The sequence below is a fragment of the Mesorhizobium australafricanum genome (assembly GCF_033977265.1).
GTDB classification, from domain to species: Bacteria; Pseudomonadota; Alphaproteobacteria; order Rhizobiales; family Rhizobiaceae; genus Mesorhizobium; species Mesorhizobium australafricanum.
In genome coordinates this window covers 281568-297611 of record NZ_JAVIIT010000004.1, presented here as the reverse complement: position 1 = coordinate 297611, position 16044 = coordinate 281568, and the positions used below count along the sequence as shown (strand labels likewise).

Annotated in this window: 14 protein-coding genes; 5 read left to right on the top strand and 9 right to left on the bottom strand. The window is 64.0% G+C overall.

Annotated elements, in window-relative coordinates:
- Positions 1-6: 6 nt before the first annotated feature.
- Entirely contained in the window at positions 7-2748 is a 2742-nt protein-coding gene (gene mutS, locus RFM98_RS10615; RefSeq protein ID WP_320308812.1) for a DNA mismatch repair protein MutS, read from the bottom strand.
- A gap of 242 nt (positions 2749-2990) precedes the next feature.
- Between mutS and RFM98_RS10610 the strand changes: the two genes are divergently transcribed.
- Positions 2991-5270: an NADP-dependent malic enzyme gene (locus tag RFM98_RS10610; RefSeq protein WP_320308811.1), complete on the top strand. Its 2280-nt coding sequence runs from the start codon at positions 2991-2993 to the stop codon at positions 5268-5270.
- Between the two features lie 93 nt (positions 5271-5363).
- Here the strand turns inward: RFM98_RS10610 and RFM98_RS10605 are convergent, their stop codons facing one another.
- From RFM98_RS10605 to RFM98_RS10595, 3 genes are all read right to left on the bottom strand, one after another.
- Positions 5364-6533 (bottom strand): porin, encoded by a 1170-nt coding sequence (locus RFM98_RS10605; RefSeq protein WP_320308810.1) that lies wholly within the window; start codon positions 6531-6533, stop codon positions 5364-5366.
- Between the two features lie 364 nt (positions 6534-6897).
- Positions 6898-7599: an antitoxin Xre/MbcA/ParS-like domain-containing protein gene (locus RFM98_RS10600; protein WP_320308809.1), complete on the bottom strand. Its 702-nt coding sequence runs from the start codon at positions 7597-7599 to the stop codon at positions 6898-6900.
- Between the two features lie 380 nt (positions 7600-7979).
- Positions 7980-8972, bottom strand: a complete 993-nt coding sequence (locus RFM98_RS10595) for an adenosine kinase (RefSeq protein ID WP_320308808.1) — start codon at positions 8970-8972, stop codon at positions 7980-7982.
- Between the two features lie 295 nt (positions 8973-9267).
- Between RFM98_RS10595 and RFM98_RS10590 the strand changes: the two genes are divergently transcribed.
- The gene (locus tag RFM98_RS10590; RefSeq protein WP_320308807.1) at positions 9268-10161 is read left to right on the top strand and encodes an EamA family transporter; all 894 of its coding nucleotides are present in this window, start codon (positions 9268-9270) and stop codon (positions 10159-10161) included.
- Positions 10162-10288: 127 nt separating this feature from the next.
- Positions 10289-10984, top strand: coding sequence for a sulfate transporter family protein (locus tag RFM98_RS10585; protein WP_320308806.1), 696 nt, complete (start codon positions 10289-10291; stop codon positions 10982-10984).
- Here RFM98_RS10585 and RFM98_RS10580 read toward each other — a convergent pair.
- The 5 genes from RFM98_RS10580 to RFM98_RS10560 form a co-directional block, all read right to left on the bottom strand.
- Complete coding sequence (locus RFM98_RS10580; RefSeq protein ID WP_320308805.1) at positions 10981-11793, bottom strand: isocitrate lyase/PEP mutase family protein; 813 nt, start codon at positions 11791-11793, stop codon at positions 10981-10983. The two genes, RFM98_RS10585 and RFM98_RS10580, sit on opposite strands and share 4 nt — an antisense overlap.
- Before the next feature lie 80 nt (positions 11794-11873).
- On the bottom strand, positions 11874-12728 hold the full coding sequence (locus tag RFM98_RS10575; protein WP_320308804.1) for a hypothetical protein: 855 nt from the start codon (positions 12726-12728) through the stop codon (positions 11874-11876).
- 63 nt (positions 12729-12791) lie between these two features.
- A complete protein-coding gene (locus RFM98_RS10570; RefSeq protein ID WP_320308803.1) occupies positions 12792-13451 on the bottom strand; it encodes an HAD family hydrolase in 660 nt (219 codons plus the stop codon).
- Positions 13452-13937, bottom strand: a complete 486-nt coding sequence (gene dut, locus RFM98_RS10565) for a dUTP diphosphatase (protein WP_320308802.1) — start codon at positions 13935-13937, stop codon at positions 13452-13454.
- A 335-nt stretch (positions 13938-14272) separates the two neighbouring features.
- On the bottom strand, positions 14273-14743 hold the full coding sequence (locus RFM98_RS10560) for an Lrp/AsnC family transcriptional regulator (protein ID WP_320308801.1): 471 nt from the start codon (positions 14741-14743) through the stop codon (positions 14273-14275).
- 115 nt (positions 14744-14858) lie between these two features.
- Here RFM98_RS10560 and RFM98_RS10555 point away from each other — a divergent pair, with 115 nt between their 5' ends.
- Positions 14859-15113 carry a DUF6356 family protein gene (locus RFM98_RS10555; RefSeq protein ID WP_320308800.1) on the top strand — a complete coding sequence of 85 codons (255 nt, stop codon included), beginning with the start codon at positions 14859-14861 and terminating at the stop codon, positions 15111-15113.
- A 129-nt stretch (positions 15114-15242) separates the two neighbouring features.
- Positions 15243-16043 (top strand): class II glutamine amidotransferase, encoded by an 801-nt coding sequence (locus tag RFM98_RS10550; RefSeq protein ID WP_320308799.1) that lies wholly within the window; start codon positions 15243-15245, stop codon positions 16041-16043.
- Position 16044 lies beyond the last annotated feature (1 nt).

Sequence of the window (16044 nt, the reverse complement as noted above, 5' to 3'; positions counted from 1 at the left end):
AACACGCTATTGCTTCGTCGCCAGCCCCTTCAGCCGGTAGAGCGCCTCCAGCGCCTCGCGCGGCGTCATCTCGTCGGGGTTGATGGCGCCGAGCGCGTCGCCCACCGCATCGCCTTTGGCCGGCTTCGGCGCTTCGCGCTTCACCGCCACCGAAAACAGCGGCAGGTCGTCGACCAGCCGGTTGGTCTTGCCCGATACCTCGCCTTCCTCGAGCTGGTGCAGCACTTGCCTGGCGCGGGCAACGACAGCTTCGGGCAGGCCGGCGAGCCGCGCCACCTGCACGCCGTAGGAGCGGTCGGCGGCTCCTCTGCCGACCTCGTGCAGGAAGACGACGTCGCCTTCCCATTCCTTCACCCGCATGGTGACGTTGGAGAGCCGCGGTAATTTGCCGGCCAGCGCCGTCATCTCGTGGAAATGCGTGGCGAAGATTGCCCGGCAGCGGTTCTTTTCATGCAGATATTCGACCGCCGCCCAAGCGATCGACAACCCGTCGAAGGTCGCGGTGCCGCGGCCGATCTCGTCGAGGATCACCAATGCCCGCTCGCCGGCCTGGTTGAGGATCGCCGCCGTCTCGACCATCTCGACCATGAAGGTTGAGCGGCCGCGCGCCAGATCGTCCGAGGCGCCGACGCGCGAGAACAGCCGGTCGACGACGCCGATATGGGCGCTTTGCGCCGGCACGTAGGAGCCGGTCTGGGCAAGGATGGCGATCAGCGCATTCTGCCGCAGGAATGTCGATTTACCACCCATGTTGGGGCCGGTGAGCAGCCAGATCGCGCCGGCCTTGGCGCCGCCCTCGGGCGACAGGTCGCAATCATTGGCGACGAACGGGCCTTCGCCGGAACGTCGCAGCGCCTGTTCGACCACCGGGTGGCGCCCGCCGGCAATCTCGAACGCGAGGCTGGAGTCCACCAGGGGCCGGCACCAGCCCTCGCTTTCGGAAAGCAGCGCAAGAGCCGACGACACGTCGAGCACGGCCAGCGCCTCGGCGCCGGCGCGAATGCGGTCGGCTTCGCCCACGACCTCAGCGGTCAATCGGTCGAAAGTGGCGAGCTCGATGCCGAGCGCCTTGTCAGCGGCATTGGCGATCTTTGATTCCAGCTCCGCCAGCTCCGTCGTGGTGAAGCGCATGGCGTTGGCCATGGTCTGGCGATGGATGAAGCGCGCCTTGGCGGCATCGCTGCCGGTCATGATCGAGTGGTGGTTTGCCGTGACCTCGATGTAATAGCCCAGCACATTGTTGTGCCGGATTTTCAGCGAGCGGATGCCGGTTTCCTCGATCAGCGAGCGCTCCAGCCCGGCTATCACTTTTCGCGATTCATCGCGCAGCGCCCGCATCTCGTCTAGCTCGGCGTGATAGCCGCCGCGCACGAAGCCGCCGTCGCGCCTGATCAGCGGCAACTCGTCGTCGAGCGCTTCGCTGAGGTGGCGGGCAAGCGCCTCCGGCAAGGCTCTGATCGCGGCCAGTGCGGCAGCGAGCTCGGCGGGCAGGGCGGCCGCGGCGAACAATTCGGCGATCGCGCCGGCCGCTTCGAAGCCGGCGCGCAGCGCGCCGAGATCGCGCGGGCCGCCGCGGTTTAGCGCCAGCCTGGACAGCGCCCTCGGCATGTCGGCGACGCTTTTCAGGCTCGCCCGCAAACCCTGGCAGAGCCGCGTTTCGGAACGGAAGAAGGAGACCGAATCCAGCCGGGCCGCGATCGCCGCGGAATCGGTCAGCGGCGCCATCAGCCGGTCGGCCAGCAAACGCGCGCCGCCGCCCGTCACGGTGCGGTCGATCGCCTTGAACAGCGAGCCGTCACGGCTGCCGGACAGCGTGCGCAGCAATTCCAGATTGGCGCGCGTCGCCGGATCGATGAACAGCGTCGAGCCCTGCTCCTCGCGCTCGGGGCGCGACAAAGGCGGGCGCTCCGCCTTCTGCGTCTTTTCGACATAGGCGATGGTGCCGGAGATCGCCGACAGCTCGGCGCGCGAAAACATGCCGAAACTGTCCGGCGTCGCGACCTCGAAGAAGCGTGCGATGCGGCCCGTGGCCGAAGCCGAATCGAACAGCGAAGGCGGTTGCGGATTGGCGACCCGCCCCAGGACGTCGAATATGGGCCTGAGCTCCGGATCGTGGAAAACCGGCTCGGCGACGATCAGCTCGCGCGGGTCGACGCGGAAAATGTCGGCAAGCAGCCGCTCGGCGCTCGTCTCGGCGACCCGGAACGCACCGGTCGAAATGTCGATCCAGGCCAAGGCAAAGCCTGCCTGGCTGGTCGCGGCGCCGCCACCCTTCACCCGACCGAGCGCCATCAGGAAACTCGATTCCGAGGGCGCAAGCAGCTTGTCCTCGGTGATGGTGCCTGGCGTGACCAGCCGCACCACGTCGCGCCGCACCACCGATTTGGAGCCGCGTTTCTTGGCTTCGGCCGGGTCCTCGATCTGTTCGCACACGGCAACGCGAAAACCTTGCGTGATCAGCTTCTGCAGATAGTCGTCCGCGGCATGCACCGGCACACCGCACATCGGGATGTCGTGGCCCTGGTGCTTGCCCCGCTTGGTCAAGACGATGCCGAGCGCCTGGCTTGCTTTCTCCGCGTCGTCGAAGAACAGCTCGTAGAAATCGCCCATCCGGTAGAACAGAAGCGAATCCGGGTTTGCCGCCTTGATTTCGATGAATTGCTCCATCATCGGCGTGACACCGCTCGCGGCGGGCGCCGGGGTCGTCGTCTCCTGGGCGTCGGTATCGGCTGGCATGTGCATGTTCATGCCCGGACGCTAGCAGATCGGCCAGCCGGGTTTAATGCCGGCCGCTCGAAAAGCAGGGGAAAGCCGGCAGTCCTGCTGCCAGATGCCGTCGCGGCGCCAAGCCGGAGCCACCGGATCCGCATTGAATGAGCTTTGCCAGGCTTGCCGGTTTACAGCTGTCGCCTGTAGCCTTAGTCCTGAAATTCCAAAAGAAAGCACCCATTTCAAGCGGTGCCGTGCAAGGCGAGGAAATCAAAAGCATCATGGCCAGGAAAACCGAAAGCAGCGGCCCCTCCGTCAGCCCCGAGGAGGCGTTGGAATTCCACGCCATGGGACGGCCCGGCAAGCTGGAGATCGTCGCCACCAAGCCGATGGCGACGCAACGTGATCTGAGCCTCGCCTATTCGCCGGGCGTCGCCGTTCCCGTGCGCGCCATCGCCGAGGATCCGAGCCGCGCCTTCGACTATACGACACGCGGCAACATGGTCGCCGTCATCTCCAATGGCACAGCCATCCTCGGCCTAGGCAATCTCGGCGCGCTTGCCTCGAAGCCGGTGATGGAAGGCAAGTCCGTGCTGTTCAAGCGCTTCGCCGACGTCGATTCGATCGACCTCGAAGTCGACACCGAGGACGCCGACGAGTTCATCAACTGCGTGCGCTTCCTCGGGCCTTCCTTCGGCGGCATCAATCTCGAGGACATCAAGGCGCCGGAATGCTTCATCATCGAGCAGCGGCTGCGCGAGCTGATGGACATCCCCGTCTTCCATGACGACCAGCATGGCACCGCCATCATTTCGGCGGCCGGGCTGATCAACGCGCTGGCGGTCACCGGCCGCGACATGAAGACCACCAGGATGGTCTGCAACGGCGCGGGCGCCGCCGGCATCGCCTGTATCGAATTGATGAAGGCGATGGGCTTTGCGCCGGAAAACGTCATCCTGTGCGACACCAAGGGCGTCGTCTATCAGGGCCGCACCGAAGGCATGAACCAGTGGAAGTCTGCGCATGCGGTCAAGACCGAGGCGCGCAGCCTGGCCGAAGCGCTGGACGGCGCCGACGTCTTCCTCGGCCTGTCCGCCAAAGGGGCGCTTACACCCGCCATGGTGCAGTCGATGGCGAAGAACCCGATCATCTTCGCCATGGCCAATCCCGATCCGGAGATCACGCCGGAGGAAGTGGCCGAGATCCGCACCGACGCCATCATGGCGACCGGCCGCTCGGACTATCCCAACCAGGTCAACAATGTGCTGGGCTTCCCCTATATCTTCCGCGGCGCGCTGGATGTGCGCGCCACCACCATCAATGACGAGATGAAGATCGCTGCCGCAAGGGCGCTGGCCGAGCTGGCGCGCCAGGACGTGCCGGACGACGTCGCCGCCGCCTATCAGGGCAACCGGCCGAAATTCGGCCCCAACTATATCATTCCGGTGCCGTTCGACCCGCGCCTGATCTCGGCGATCCCGCTGGCGGTGGCGAAGGCTGCGATGGAATCCGGCGTCGCCCGCAAGCCGATCCTCGATCTCGACCGCTATGCACAGGAACTGTCCGCCCGCCGCGACCCGATCGCCTCCACGCTGCAGCGCATTTACGACCGTGTGCGCCGCCAGCCCAAACGCATCGTCTTCGCCGAAGGCGAGGAGGAGCAGGTGATGCGCGCCGCCGTCTCCTATGTGAACCAGAAGCTCGGCACGGCGATCCTGCTCGGCCGCGACGATATCATCAAGGACAATGCCCGCAATGCCGGCATCGACCTCAACAAGCCGGGCCTCGAAATCATCAATGCCAGGCTGTCGCGCCGCAACGGCATCTACACCGACTATCTCTACGAGCGCATGCAGCGGAAGGGTTTTCTGTTCCGCGACTGCCAGCGCCTGATCAACAATGACCGCAACCATTTCGCCGCCTGCATGGTGGCGCTGGGCGATGCCGACGGCATCGTCACCGGCGTAACGCGCAACTATTCGACGGCGCTTGACGACGTGCGCCGCATCATCGACGCCAAGCCCGGCCACCGCGTCATCGGCGTGTCGATCGTGCTCGCACGCGGCAGGACGGTGCTGGTCGCCGACACCGCCGTGCACGACATGCCGAACGCCGAACAGATCGCCGACATCGCCGAGGAGGCGGCCGGTTTTGCCCGCCGCATGGGCTACGAGCCGAGGCTCGCCATGCTTGCCTACTCCACTTTCGGCCATCCGCAGGGCGAGCGCTCCGAGCGCGTCCAGGAGGCGGTGCGCATCCTCGACAAGCGCCGCGTCGATTTCGAATATGACGGCGAGATGGCGGCGGACGTGGCGCTGAACCCGCGCGCCATGGCGCAGTATCCGTTCATCAGGCTGACCGGCCCGGCCAACGTGCTGATCATGCCGGCCTTTCACTCGGCCTCGATCTCGACCAAGATGCTGCAGGAGCTCGGCGGCTCGACCGTCATCGGCCCGCTGCTGGTCGGCCTCAACAAGCCGGTCCAGATCGTGTCGCTGAATGCCAAGGATTCCGACATCGTCAATATGGCTGCGATCGCGGCCTACACCGCGGGGAATTGACGGGCAGCCAGCGCGTCAACGGCCCTGCTTGGGATCAAGCAAAAAAGGCCCGCGGCGATGCCGCAGGCCTTTCCTTTAAGATCGCGGCTTCGATCAGAACGAGCGCTGGAAGCGGACGATGCCGCCGACGCTGTCCTTCTTGTCGGCCTTCGTCCAGTTAACGGCCGAGGTGCCGTCGCCGAAGTGACCGTAGTGATCCCAGTCGACTTCGGTCGTGATCGTGAAGCCAGGAACGATGGTGTAGGCGACGTTGGCTGCGAGCGCGTAGTTCTTGTCGTCGTCAGCCGAGGCCTGGACGTTGAACGAGGTCTTGGCGTTGAACTTGTAGGTGCCGCCGCCCCAGACAGCCCAGTTGCCGCCCCACGGCTTGTAGAAGCCCCGGCCATGGGTGTCGATAGCGTTGCCCGCATCGTCGGAGAGGTTGTCGTCGGTGCCGTAGCCGCCCATGATGAACAGCGACAGTTCCTTGGTGACGTTGACGTCCAAGCGAACCTTGCCGGCCACTTCCTCGTAGGAGCTGTCATAGGCAACGACGCCGGTGATCGCGCCCCAGTCGCCCTTGTACTTCAAGCCGCCGACGACATGCGGAACGTAGCTGTCGATCGTGCCGGAAATGCCCTTGTCGTCCGAGCCTTCTTCGAGCGAGATCACGCCCGAGAAGCCGCTGCCAGCATCGAAATAGTAGCTGACGACGTTGGTATCCTTGATGCCGTACGGGATGATCGTGTCCTGGATGACACTGCCGGCATAGCCGATGAACTGGTCGTAAGGGGTCTCGTCCTTGCCGACGCGCAGGCCACCGAGCTGGATCCAGGCGAAGTTCAGTGTAACCGACTTGTTGACAGCCGGATTGTCGGCGGCAGCGCCACCGCCAGTCACGCCGGCGCCGTTGCCGAAGTTGAAGCGGGTCTCGGTGTAGGTCTTCAACGTGCCGAGTTCGGTTTCCTGGCCGGTCCAGGTTTTCAGGTTGAAGCGCGCGTTTTTCCGCCACGTTTTGTTGTCGTCGCCGTCTTGATGATCGATAGCCTTGGCGCCATCGAAGGAACCGACATCGCCGAAGCCGGCGTCATAGCGGATGTAGCCGCCGACGCGCAGGCAGGTCTCGGTGCCGGGGATATAGAAGTAGCCGGCGCCATAGACGTCGCAGATCTTGACGTATTCGGCCGGTTCCGGCTCGGCGACGGTCACCGCGTCGGCGGCGCGGGCGCCCGAAACTGCGATCAGGGCCGCAGCGGAGCCGAGAAGAAGGCTCTTGATGTTCATTTTCTTGAATCTCCAGTCAAAGGTTCAAGACAGGCCTGACATGCCGTTCGGCTAGTGCCACCCCCGTCCCCATCGTTGAAAAAGTACGCGCACCGGCGCCGCTTCTTCGCTTCGGACATGGCCTAAACGGCCGTCACGCACAACATAGATTGTGTCCGAAAGGCGGCCTTTTGACTCTTATAAAGGTCTTGTTGCCCAAATATCACGTCATATATTTGTAAAATTGGGACAGATTGCACAATTTATACAATCGAAACGTCAGGAAATCATGGCAATGTGCCAAATGTGCCAATCATTACAGTTCTATGGTGGATAGTTATCCGGCTAATTTGTTCCGTTCGGAGAAGGTTGTCGCCGGGTCAGCTCAGGACAGGGCGCGGGCGGTGCGGACCACGTCCTCGACCATGTCTTCCCTCAGCATCTCGATGGGGACCCGGCCGTCAAGCTCGGGCGAAGGCCGGCTCAGCCAGAACCAGGCAAGCCTCGGACTGGCGATCGCCGACAGCACGTCGCTGATTCCCGGAACCGGCCTGCCGTCGACGAACTGGGCCAACGGGAAGACATGCTTGCGGCCGCCCTTGCGCAGCGCAACGACCTCGCCGCGCCTTTGCCATCGATGCAGCGTGGAACGCGGGATGCGGAGCTTCTCTTCCAGATAGGTCGAGCCGGCGACCTCGCCGGCCCAATCCTCGATCAGCATCGACTGAAGATCCGCGGCCCGTTCGGCAATCTGCTGGGCCGTCAGCCTTGCCGTCTCCGGTTTCGGCGCGCGCTCAAAAGCGCGGTCGGCCGAATCCTCGCTCGCGATCCTGTCCGCCATCACGCGGAAAAAATCGGCGGCAAGGCCGGTCCACTCACCCTTGAAGGAACCGATTGCAAGGCGCTGTGCCGGCGGCAGGAAGAAAAGGGCGGCAGCCACATGGCCGGCGATCTTGCCGGCCGTTACAAGCGCCTCGGTGTCCAACAGGACACCATGCTGTGTCAGGGCCTGTTGCACCGCTTCGGCCACAAGGCCGGCCAAAGCCGCTTGTGAAATCCCTTCAGACGGGTTCTGGAATCTGGTCATGCATCTGTCTTGTGGCCCGCGCTCCTCCCTAGGCACCGGCGGTTTGCTGAACTCTATAGTGGAAAACAAAAATCGCGGCGGCAACGGACGCCGCGGCCCGGCAGGTTGCTGGCTTGCATCTTCACACCCTGGTTTTGGCGCGCCGAAATGTCAGTCGCGGAACGCCTTATTTTGCGTTTTAGAAGTCCAACGTGACAGGTCCGCGACAACCGGCGTTCTTCCTTCTCCCCCTGTGGGAGAAGGTGGCTCGGCGCGTAGCGCCGAGACGGATGAGGGTGCTCCAGCTTGGCGCTGCTTACCCCTCACCCGGATTGCCATCCCGATTTGCAAGGACAAATCGGGGCAATCCGACTTCTCCCACAAGGGAGAGGTAAGAAGCTTTAAAGAAGCCCGGCCTGCTCGGCCTCGCGGCGCAGATTCTGGCGCGGACGCGGGCCGATCTGCTGGATCACCAACCCGGCGGCCAGCGAGCCGAGGTCGCCGCAATCCTTGAGGCTGCGTCCGGTGGTGTAGCCGTAAAGGAAGCCGGCGGCATAGAGATCGCCGGCGCCGGTCGTGTCGACCAGTTCCTTGATCCTTGTCGCCTGGATGGCGACAGTCTCCTCGCCGCGCACGATGACCGAGCCTTTTTCGGAACGGGTGACCGCGGCTATTCTGCAATCCTTGCGGATGGCGTCGAGCGCCTCCTCGAAGGAAGAGGTCTGGTAAAGCGACTTGATCTCGTGGCTGTTGGCAAAGACGATGTCGACGGTGCCCGAGCGCATCAGCTCGAGGAACTCGTCGCGGTAGCGGTCGACGCAAAAGGGATCCGACAGCGTCATCGACACTTCGCGGCCCGCCGCATGCGCCAGCTTCGCCGTCTGGCGGATAGCCTCCTTGGCGCGCGGCGGATCCCAGAGATAACCCTCGAAATAGGTCACCTTGGCGCCGGACGCCTTGTCGGCTTCGACATCCTCGGGGCCAAGCTCCACGCAGGCGCCGAGATAGGTGTTCATCGAACGCTCGCCATCCGGCGTGACGAAGATCATCGAGCGCGCCGTCGGCGGCTCGCCCTCGAGCGGCCCGGTATCGAAGGCCACGCCCTGGGCGTGGATGTCGTGTGTGTAGATTTCGCCCAGCGCGTCGTTCGAAACCTTGCCGAAGAAGGCGGCGCGTCCGCCGAGACTGGCGACACCGGCCGCCGTGTTGCCGGCGCTGCCGCCGGAAGCCTCGATCGCCGGTCCCATGCGGCTGTAGAGCAGCTCGGCGCGCCTGGCGTCGATCAGGTTCATCGCGCCCTTGATGATGCCGTTGGTCTCGAGAAAAGCCTCGTCGCATTGCGCGATGATGTCGACAATGGCATTGCCGATGCAAAGCACGTCATATTCCGGCATCGAAATCTCCGCCAAGGACCTACCCGGCTTCTGCCATGCCGGCCGCGCGCGGGTCTAGCTGGTCGCAACAGCTTTGCCTACCCCGAAAATCGGGACCATTCGCCGTCGCCTCGATCTTGGCCGGGATTGTACGCCGGCTGCGGCAGTGGTCGCATCGAACTGGCCCATATCAGGCGCCGCCCGGACGGCTATGGTTTCGCTGTCATCGAAACATTGCCGCCTGCTCATGCGCTAGAAGCGGATCGTTCCGGCAACAGGCTGAAGGCGCGAACCACGAATGTCTCAAAAAACCGAAATGTCCACCGATCTCGCGCTGCTTGGCCTACTGGCGGTGCTGTGGGGCGCTTCCTACACCTTCATCAAGATCGGCGTCGAGACGATCCCGCCTGTGACCTTTATCGCCGCACGGACGCTGATCGCCGGGGGTATTCTCTTCACCATCATTCGCTGGCGCGGCCTTGCCATGCCCGCCGATGCGTCAACCTGGCGTCGGTTCGCCTTCCAGGCCTGCCTGAACAGCGTCGTGCCGTTCACGCTGATCGCCGCCGCCGAACGCTCGGTCGATGCCGGCCTCGCCACCATCCTCAACGCGACGTCGCCGATTTTCACCTTCCTGCTGACCGCATTGATCACGCGCCATGAGCCCGTGACGGTGCGCAAGCTCGTCGGCGTCGGCGCCGGCATCGTCGGCATCTGTCTCATCATCGGGACGGAAGCGCTTGGCGGACTTGGCCATGAGCTGTGGGCGCAGCTTGCGATCATCATTGCGACGATCTCCTATGCCGGGGCGGCGATCTTCGGCCGCGGCTTCAAGGGCCTCGATCCGATGATACCCGCCGCGGGTTCGATGCTTTGCGGCGCGGTGATGCTCGTGCCGCTCAGCCTGCTGGTCGACCGGCCATGGACGCTTGTGCCGTCGGCCGCATCGATCCTGGCCCTGCTCGGACTGTCGATCTTTTCGACGGCGCTGGCCTTCGTCATCTATTTCCGTCTGATCCACACGCTGGGCTCGGTCGGCACCACCTCGCAGGCCTATCTGCGCGTGCCGATCGGCGTCGGCATCGGCGCCGTCTTCCTCGGCGAAAGCCTTGGACCGGCGGCCTGGGTCGGCATGGGCTTCGTCGTCGCCGGCGTTGCCGCTATGACTATTCCCGCCCGGCGGGCCGGAGCAATTCCAGGAAAAGTGTGAGACGGTTGGGTTCGGTGCCTTTGCCGTAGCCTCAGGGGAACCACCCTCGCCTGGCGCAATAGTTGCGCCGGTTGCCGTCGCAGCCTATCTCGGAGACGTCGCTTCTCGATGAGGGCTTGGACCTGCCGTGATCCTAGACGCTGCCCGCGCCGCTGCCAGCCGGCTGTTCTCGCCTGAATTCCGCTCAGTTTTCCTGAAGACGCTGGGGCTGACGCTGCTCGCTTTGGTGGCGCTCTGGCTCGGCCTGGAGAGCCTGCTCGAATGGCTGGCCTGGCCGTGGCTGCAGACGCTGCTGCCGGGTCTGCCGTCCTGGGCCGGATGGCTGGGCGGCATCATTGCCGGTATCGTCCTGGCGATGGGCACGGCCCTACTCATCGCGCCGGTGACGGCGATCGTCGCCGGCCTGTTCCTCGACGATGTCGCCGAAGTGGTCGAGCGTTCCGACTATCCCGACGATCCGCCCGGTCGCGCCGTGCCGGCACTGCATTCGCTTGCACTGGCGATCAAATTCTTCGGCGTGGTGGTCCTCGGCAACATCGTCGCGCTGCTGCTGCTTCTGGTGCCGGGCATCAACATTGCCGCCTTCTTCATCGTCAACGGCTATCTGCTCGGCCGGGAATTCTTCGAGTTCGCCGCCATGCGGTTTCGCCCCGAGGCCGAGGCCAAGGCGCTGCGCCGCAAATATGCCGGCACGGTCTTCCTGGCCGGGCTTGTCATCGCCGTGTTCCTTGCCGTGCCACTGCTCAACCTTCTGACGCCGCTTTTCGCGGCCGCAATGATGGTGCATCTGCACAAGGCGGTTGCGGCGCGAGAGCCGATTTAGTCTTCCTCAGCCGCGCCGCTGCGGAACAGCGCCTGCAGCTTGCCGAACGGCATCGCCGCCCGGGTGAAGCCGAAGGTGCCATCTTGCTGGATCTCGCGCGCCGCCGTCTCCAGCATGCCATAAGCAAAGTTGGTCAGCCATGGTCCGAGCGAGATGCGCTTGACGCCGGCCATGGCAAGGTCGGCGGTGGTGAAGCCGGGTCGGGCCATCACATTGACCGGTCGGCTCACTGACGAGCAGATGGTGCGCACCATTTCGACGTCGCCGATTCCCGGCGCATAAAGCACGTCGGCGCCGGCTTGCTCGAAGGCCTGCAGCCGCTTGATGGTGTCGTCGAGGTCGGTCTTGCCCCAGAGGAAATTCTCGGCCCGCGCGGTAAAGATGAAATCGTGCTTGAGCGCCCGAGCCGCCTCGACGGCGGCCGCGACGCGTTCGACGGCGTGCGAGAAATCATAGATCGGATTGGCGGGGTCGCCCGTATGGTCCTCGATCGAACAGCCGGCGAGACCGGCGGCTTCCGCCGCGAAGATGGTCTCGGCAGCCTGTTCGGGGCTGTCACCCTTGCCGCGTTCGAGATCGGCCGAAACCGGCAGGTCGGTTGCCCCGGTCACCTCGCGGCAATGGTGGATCATGGCGTCGAAAGTCACGGCGCCGTCCGGCAGGCCGCGCGAGAAGGCGAAGCCGGCGCTGGTCGTGGCCAGCGCCTTGAAACCGAACGAAGCGAGAAGCTTGGTCGTGCCGATATCCCAGGGGTTGGGCATGACGAAGGCGGAGGCATGCAGATCGCGAAAAATCTTGCCCTTGTCCATGGCGGGTCCTCAATCATGAGTGGGGTCGTGCGGGGAATTTATCGCGGCCGTTCGAGCCGGGCAAACGAATGCGACGGGGTTCAGAAGCGTTTGGCGTTTTCTACTGACAATTTCTCGAAGGCGTCGGAATTCCGAACGTAACGCGATCCGGCCTTGTCCCAGCGATAGATGACCGAAATGTCTTGCGAGACGGCGTTGGGTGCTGGCTCCTCACAGCTTTCATCGCTGGGCTTGGTGGCATCGGTCACCGTCACCTTGATCGCCGCATAGGGTTTTTCACCGCCGCGCGTCTGGAAGGAGAGATCCTGTGTCCGTTTGTAGGCGCAGACATTCTCGTCGAATGTATTGATCTGGTCGATCGGCTCGAAGCGGTCGTTGCGAACCAGGATCAGGATCGTGCCGACATAGCCCTGGTTCGAATTGAAATGCGTGCTCATGATGATGAGCGCATCGTCGCCGGCACTGACCGCGAGCTTGCCCGGATCGCGAAAATAGGTGCTCTGGTCGGTTCCGACATTGACGGCGTCGAGCAGCTTCGGCTTGCCGGTGAGGTCGTAGAGCGCCAGCACGGCAAACCCTTGGGCGCTGTCCTGCGACTGGCCGAGGTCGAAAAGCATCGTCAGCCGGTCCTTGCCGCCGGCCTTGATGGCTAGCACCGCCGCATTCGGCAGGTTGACCGCTTCGGGCGGCGATCCGCCGTCGTCGCCGCCGAGGATGTCGCGCATCTCGATCGGCGCGCTGCCCTTGTAGAAACGGTCTCCGCCGGCCTTGAGATCGGGCACGATCATCTTGGCGAGGTCGAAATAGGTGACGTCCTGATGTCCGCGAACGGCGCTGTTCAGCTCCGGAAAGCTGACGGCCTGGGCCTGCGCAGCCGTCCAAATAGAAGGCAGCAGCAGGCATGCGAGCATGAAACGGCATAACGTGGAAACCATGGACCGCGCCCCTCGGATGCGCTCACGCTAGCACGGCGTTTCGCAGCGCGCAGCCGGGTGCGATCAGCGGATCGGCACGAGTCCGGCGAGTTCCCGCATGTCGTCGAACAGGATGCCGCCGGCCGCCGCCAGGCCGTCGCGGTCGGAGAGCGGATCGGCGTGGTAGGAGAACACCCGCATGCCGGCGGCGACGCCGGCTTGAGTTCCCGCGACGCTGTCCTCGATGACGATGCAATCGGGGGGCGCGAAACCCATCGTCTCTGCCGCATGGAGGAAGAGGTCCGGGAACGGCTTGCCGCGGCTGACCATGGTGGCGGAGAACATGGCGTGCTCGAACAACGGCAAGAGCCCGGTCTGGCCGAGCGTGATGTGCATCTTCGAGACCCGCGCCGATGAGGCGACGCAATAGGCGATGCCGGCCGCGCGGACTTTCTCGACGAACTCACGAACATAAGGGATCGCCTCGACGCCATGAGCGAAAAGATCCGGCAGGCCGGCATTCCAGCGTTCGACGAAGTCGGCGCCGAGCCTGACCTTTGTCGTCTCTTCGATCTCTTTCTGCACCGAGACCATGCTGCGGCCGGAAAAATGCTTGCGGCAATATTCGAAGCTGGTCGTAAACCCGGCGGCAGTGAGCCATTCGGCCAATCGTCGATTGGCAAGGTTCTCGGTATCGACCAGAACCCCGTCGCAGTCGAAGATGACCAGTTTTGGAACTTGCATTTAGGCGGTGCCGGTCGATCCGAACCCGCCCGCGCCGCGCGTCGTGCCACCGGCCAGTGCCCGCTCCTCGCTGGCCACCTGCGTCACCGCGGCAAAAACGATCTGGGCGATGCGCATGCCGCGCGTCACCGAGAAATCCTCGTCGCCGAGATTGATGAGCAACACTTTCACCTCGCCGCGATAGTCGCTGTCGACGGTGCCGGGCGTATTGAGGACGGTGAGGCCATGCTTGAAGGCAAGGCCGGAGCGTGGCCGCACCTGGCCTTCCATGCCTTCGGGGATTTCCAGGATCAGCCCGGTCGGCACCAAAGCGCGTTTTCCGGGCAGGATCAGCAGCGGCCGGTCTTCAGGCACCGCGGCCCGCAGGTCCATGCCGGCGGCGCCGGCGCTTTCATAGGCCGGCAGAGGCAGGCCTTCGCCATGCGGAAGTCTGACGAAACCGACGGCAGGGCCGATGACGGAGGAAGGATAGACAGCGGTGCGCATAAAATCGATCCTATCGGCGCGAGCGGCGATTCGGTCAACTCGCCCGCCATGCTATCAACGGCTTTCTTTCTGGCGTGACTATGACCCCGCCATCTACGATTGGCGAAAACACCCATCGCTTCGTCATCCACGGGCGAAGCAAGGAGCGAAGCGACGCGGCGCAGACCCGAGGTCCATGCCGCGACGCTTGAGCGCCGCTACGGTACAGAATTCTGCTCCGCTGCACTCTTTGGCTGAGGTCACGGAATGGATCCCAGGGTCTCCGCGACGGAGCTTCGCTCCTGCTTCGCCCAGGGATGACCCAGGGATGACGAAGTTGGTAGGTTTCGGCCAACCTAGCGCAATTCCACCGGCACCACGGTCGTCTCCTTGATCTCCTCCATGACGAAGGACGCCGAGACATCCGACAGCGCCACCTTGGCGATCAGCCGCTGGTAGAGCCGGTCATAGGCCTTCACGTCGGCGACGCGGGCCCTCAGCACATAGTCGAGGTCGCCCGACATGCGGTAGACGCCGGTGATCTCGGCAAAGCCGGTCACCGCCGCGCGGAACTTCCGCAGCCAGTCCGGATCGTGGTTGGAGGTGCGGATCAGGATGAAAACGGAGAGGCCGATCCCGACCTTGTCGGCGTCGACGAGCGCCACGCGCCCGGTGATGACGCCGTCTTCCTCCAGCCGCTTGACGCGCCGCCAGCAGGCATTGCGCGACAGCGCCACGCGCTCCGACAGCTGATCGACTGAAAGCGTGCCGTCGCGCTGCAGCTCGGCCAGCAATCTTCGATCGATCTCATCGATTTCCGTCGCCATTTTGGGATAAATGTCCCATTAAACTGCCAGATGCAAGGATAATTTGGGACCAATGAACCGAGGCACCATGGCATGATACTCACCATCGGGGCTCATCCCGGCAGGAGGGATCACCATGACGACACGGTTTACGGCGCTGTTCACCTCTCACCCGCAGAAGGTCGGCGAGACCTATTTCGGCCACATGGCCTTCGCCGCCTGGTTCTGTTCGCGCCTGTCGATGGCCGCTGGTGCCGCGCTTGTTCACGCTTTCTTGCCGTTTCTGTTCGAAACTACGGCGAGCCGAATCGTACGCGAGCTCTATGAGCGCACGCACAACCGAGGCTCACATGCGGTCAACGAGCCGGCGGCTCTGATGGATCGCGCCTAGAGCCGGATGATTTCAGGTCGATTCGACCTGAAATCTGAATCCGTCGCTAGATCAAAGGAGTGGAGCATGATGTCGTCCGAAAACCGTTTCACACTTTTCGGCATCATGCTCTAGGGATGGTGGAAAGCGATGTGCCGGTGGGCGGCCTATCTTGGTGAAGCGGTCTTCCTCGAAGACATCATCACCGCGCCCTGCCACTCGCTGATCGCCCAGAGCCACTGCGCCCAGGAAGCCAAGTCGCCGACCAATGGCGACGGCTTCGGCCTTGCCTGGTATGGCGACCGGCCAGAGCCCGGCCTTTATCGCGACATCCTGCCGGCCTGGTCCGACCCCAACCTGAAGAGCCTCTGCCGGCAGATCAAATCGGGACTGTTCCTCGCCCATGTGCGCGCCTCGACCGGCGGCGCCACCAGTCGCATGAACTGCCATCCCTTCATCTCCGGCCGCTGGTCGTTCATGCATAACGGCCAGATCGGCGGCTTCGAAAAGATCCGCCGGGCGTTGGAGAACATGCTTTCCGACCAGGTCTTCGATCAGCGCGAGGGCACCACCGATTCCGAGCTTTTCTTCCTTCTGATGATCGACCAGGGCCTGGCGGCCGACCCGCAGGGCGCGGTGTCGCGGGCAACCGGCCGTGTCGTCGAGGCCTCGCGCCGCGCCGGCATCGAGCCGGCCCTGAAACTGACGGCGGCCTTTTCCGATGGCGAGGCGCTGTACGCCGTTCGCTATGCCACCGACGACCACGCGCCGACGCTCTATACCGGTGCCTTCACGAAGCGCGCCGGCCATTGCATCGTCTCGGAACCCTTCGACCGAGACGGCGGCGAATGGCAGGCGATCCCGCCATCGAGCTTCGTCACCATGACGAGGGGCGGCACCAGCATCAGGCCGTTCGCGCCGGCGGTGGCCTCATTGGCGCTGGTGGGCTGAA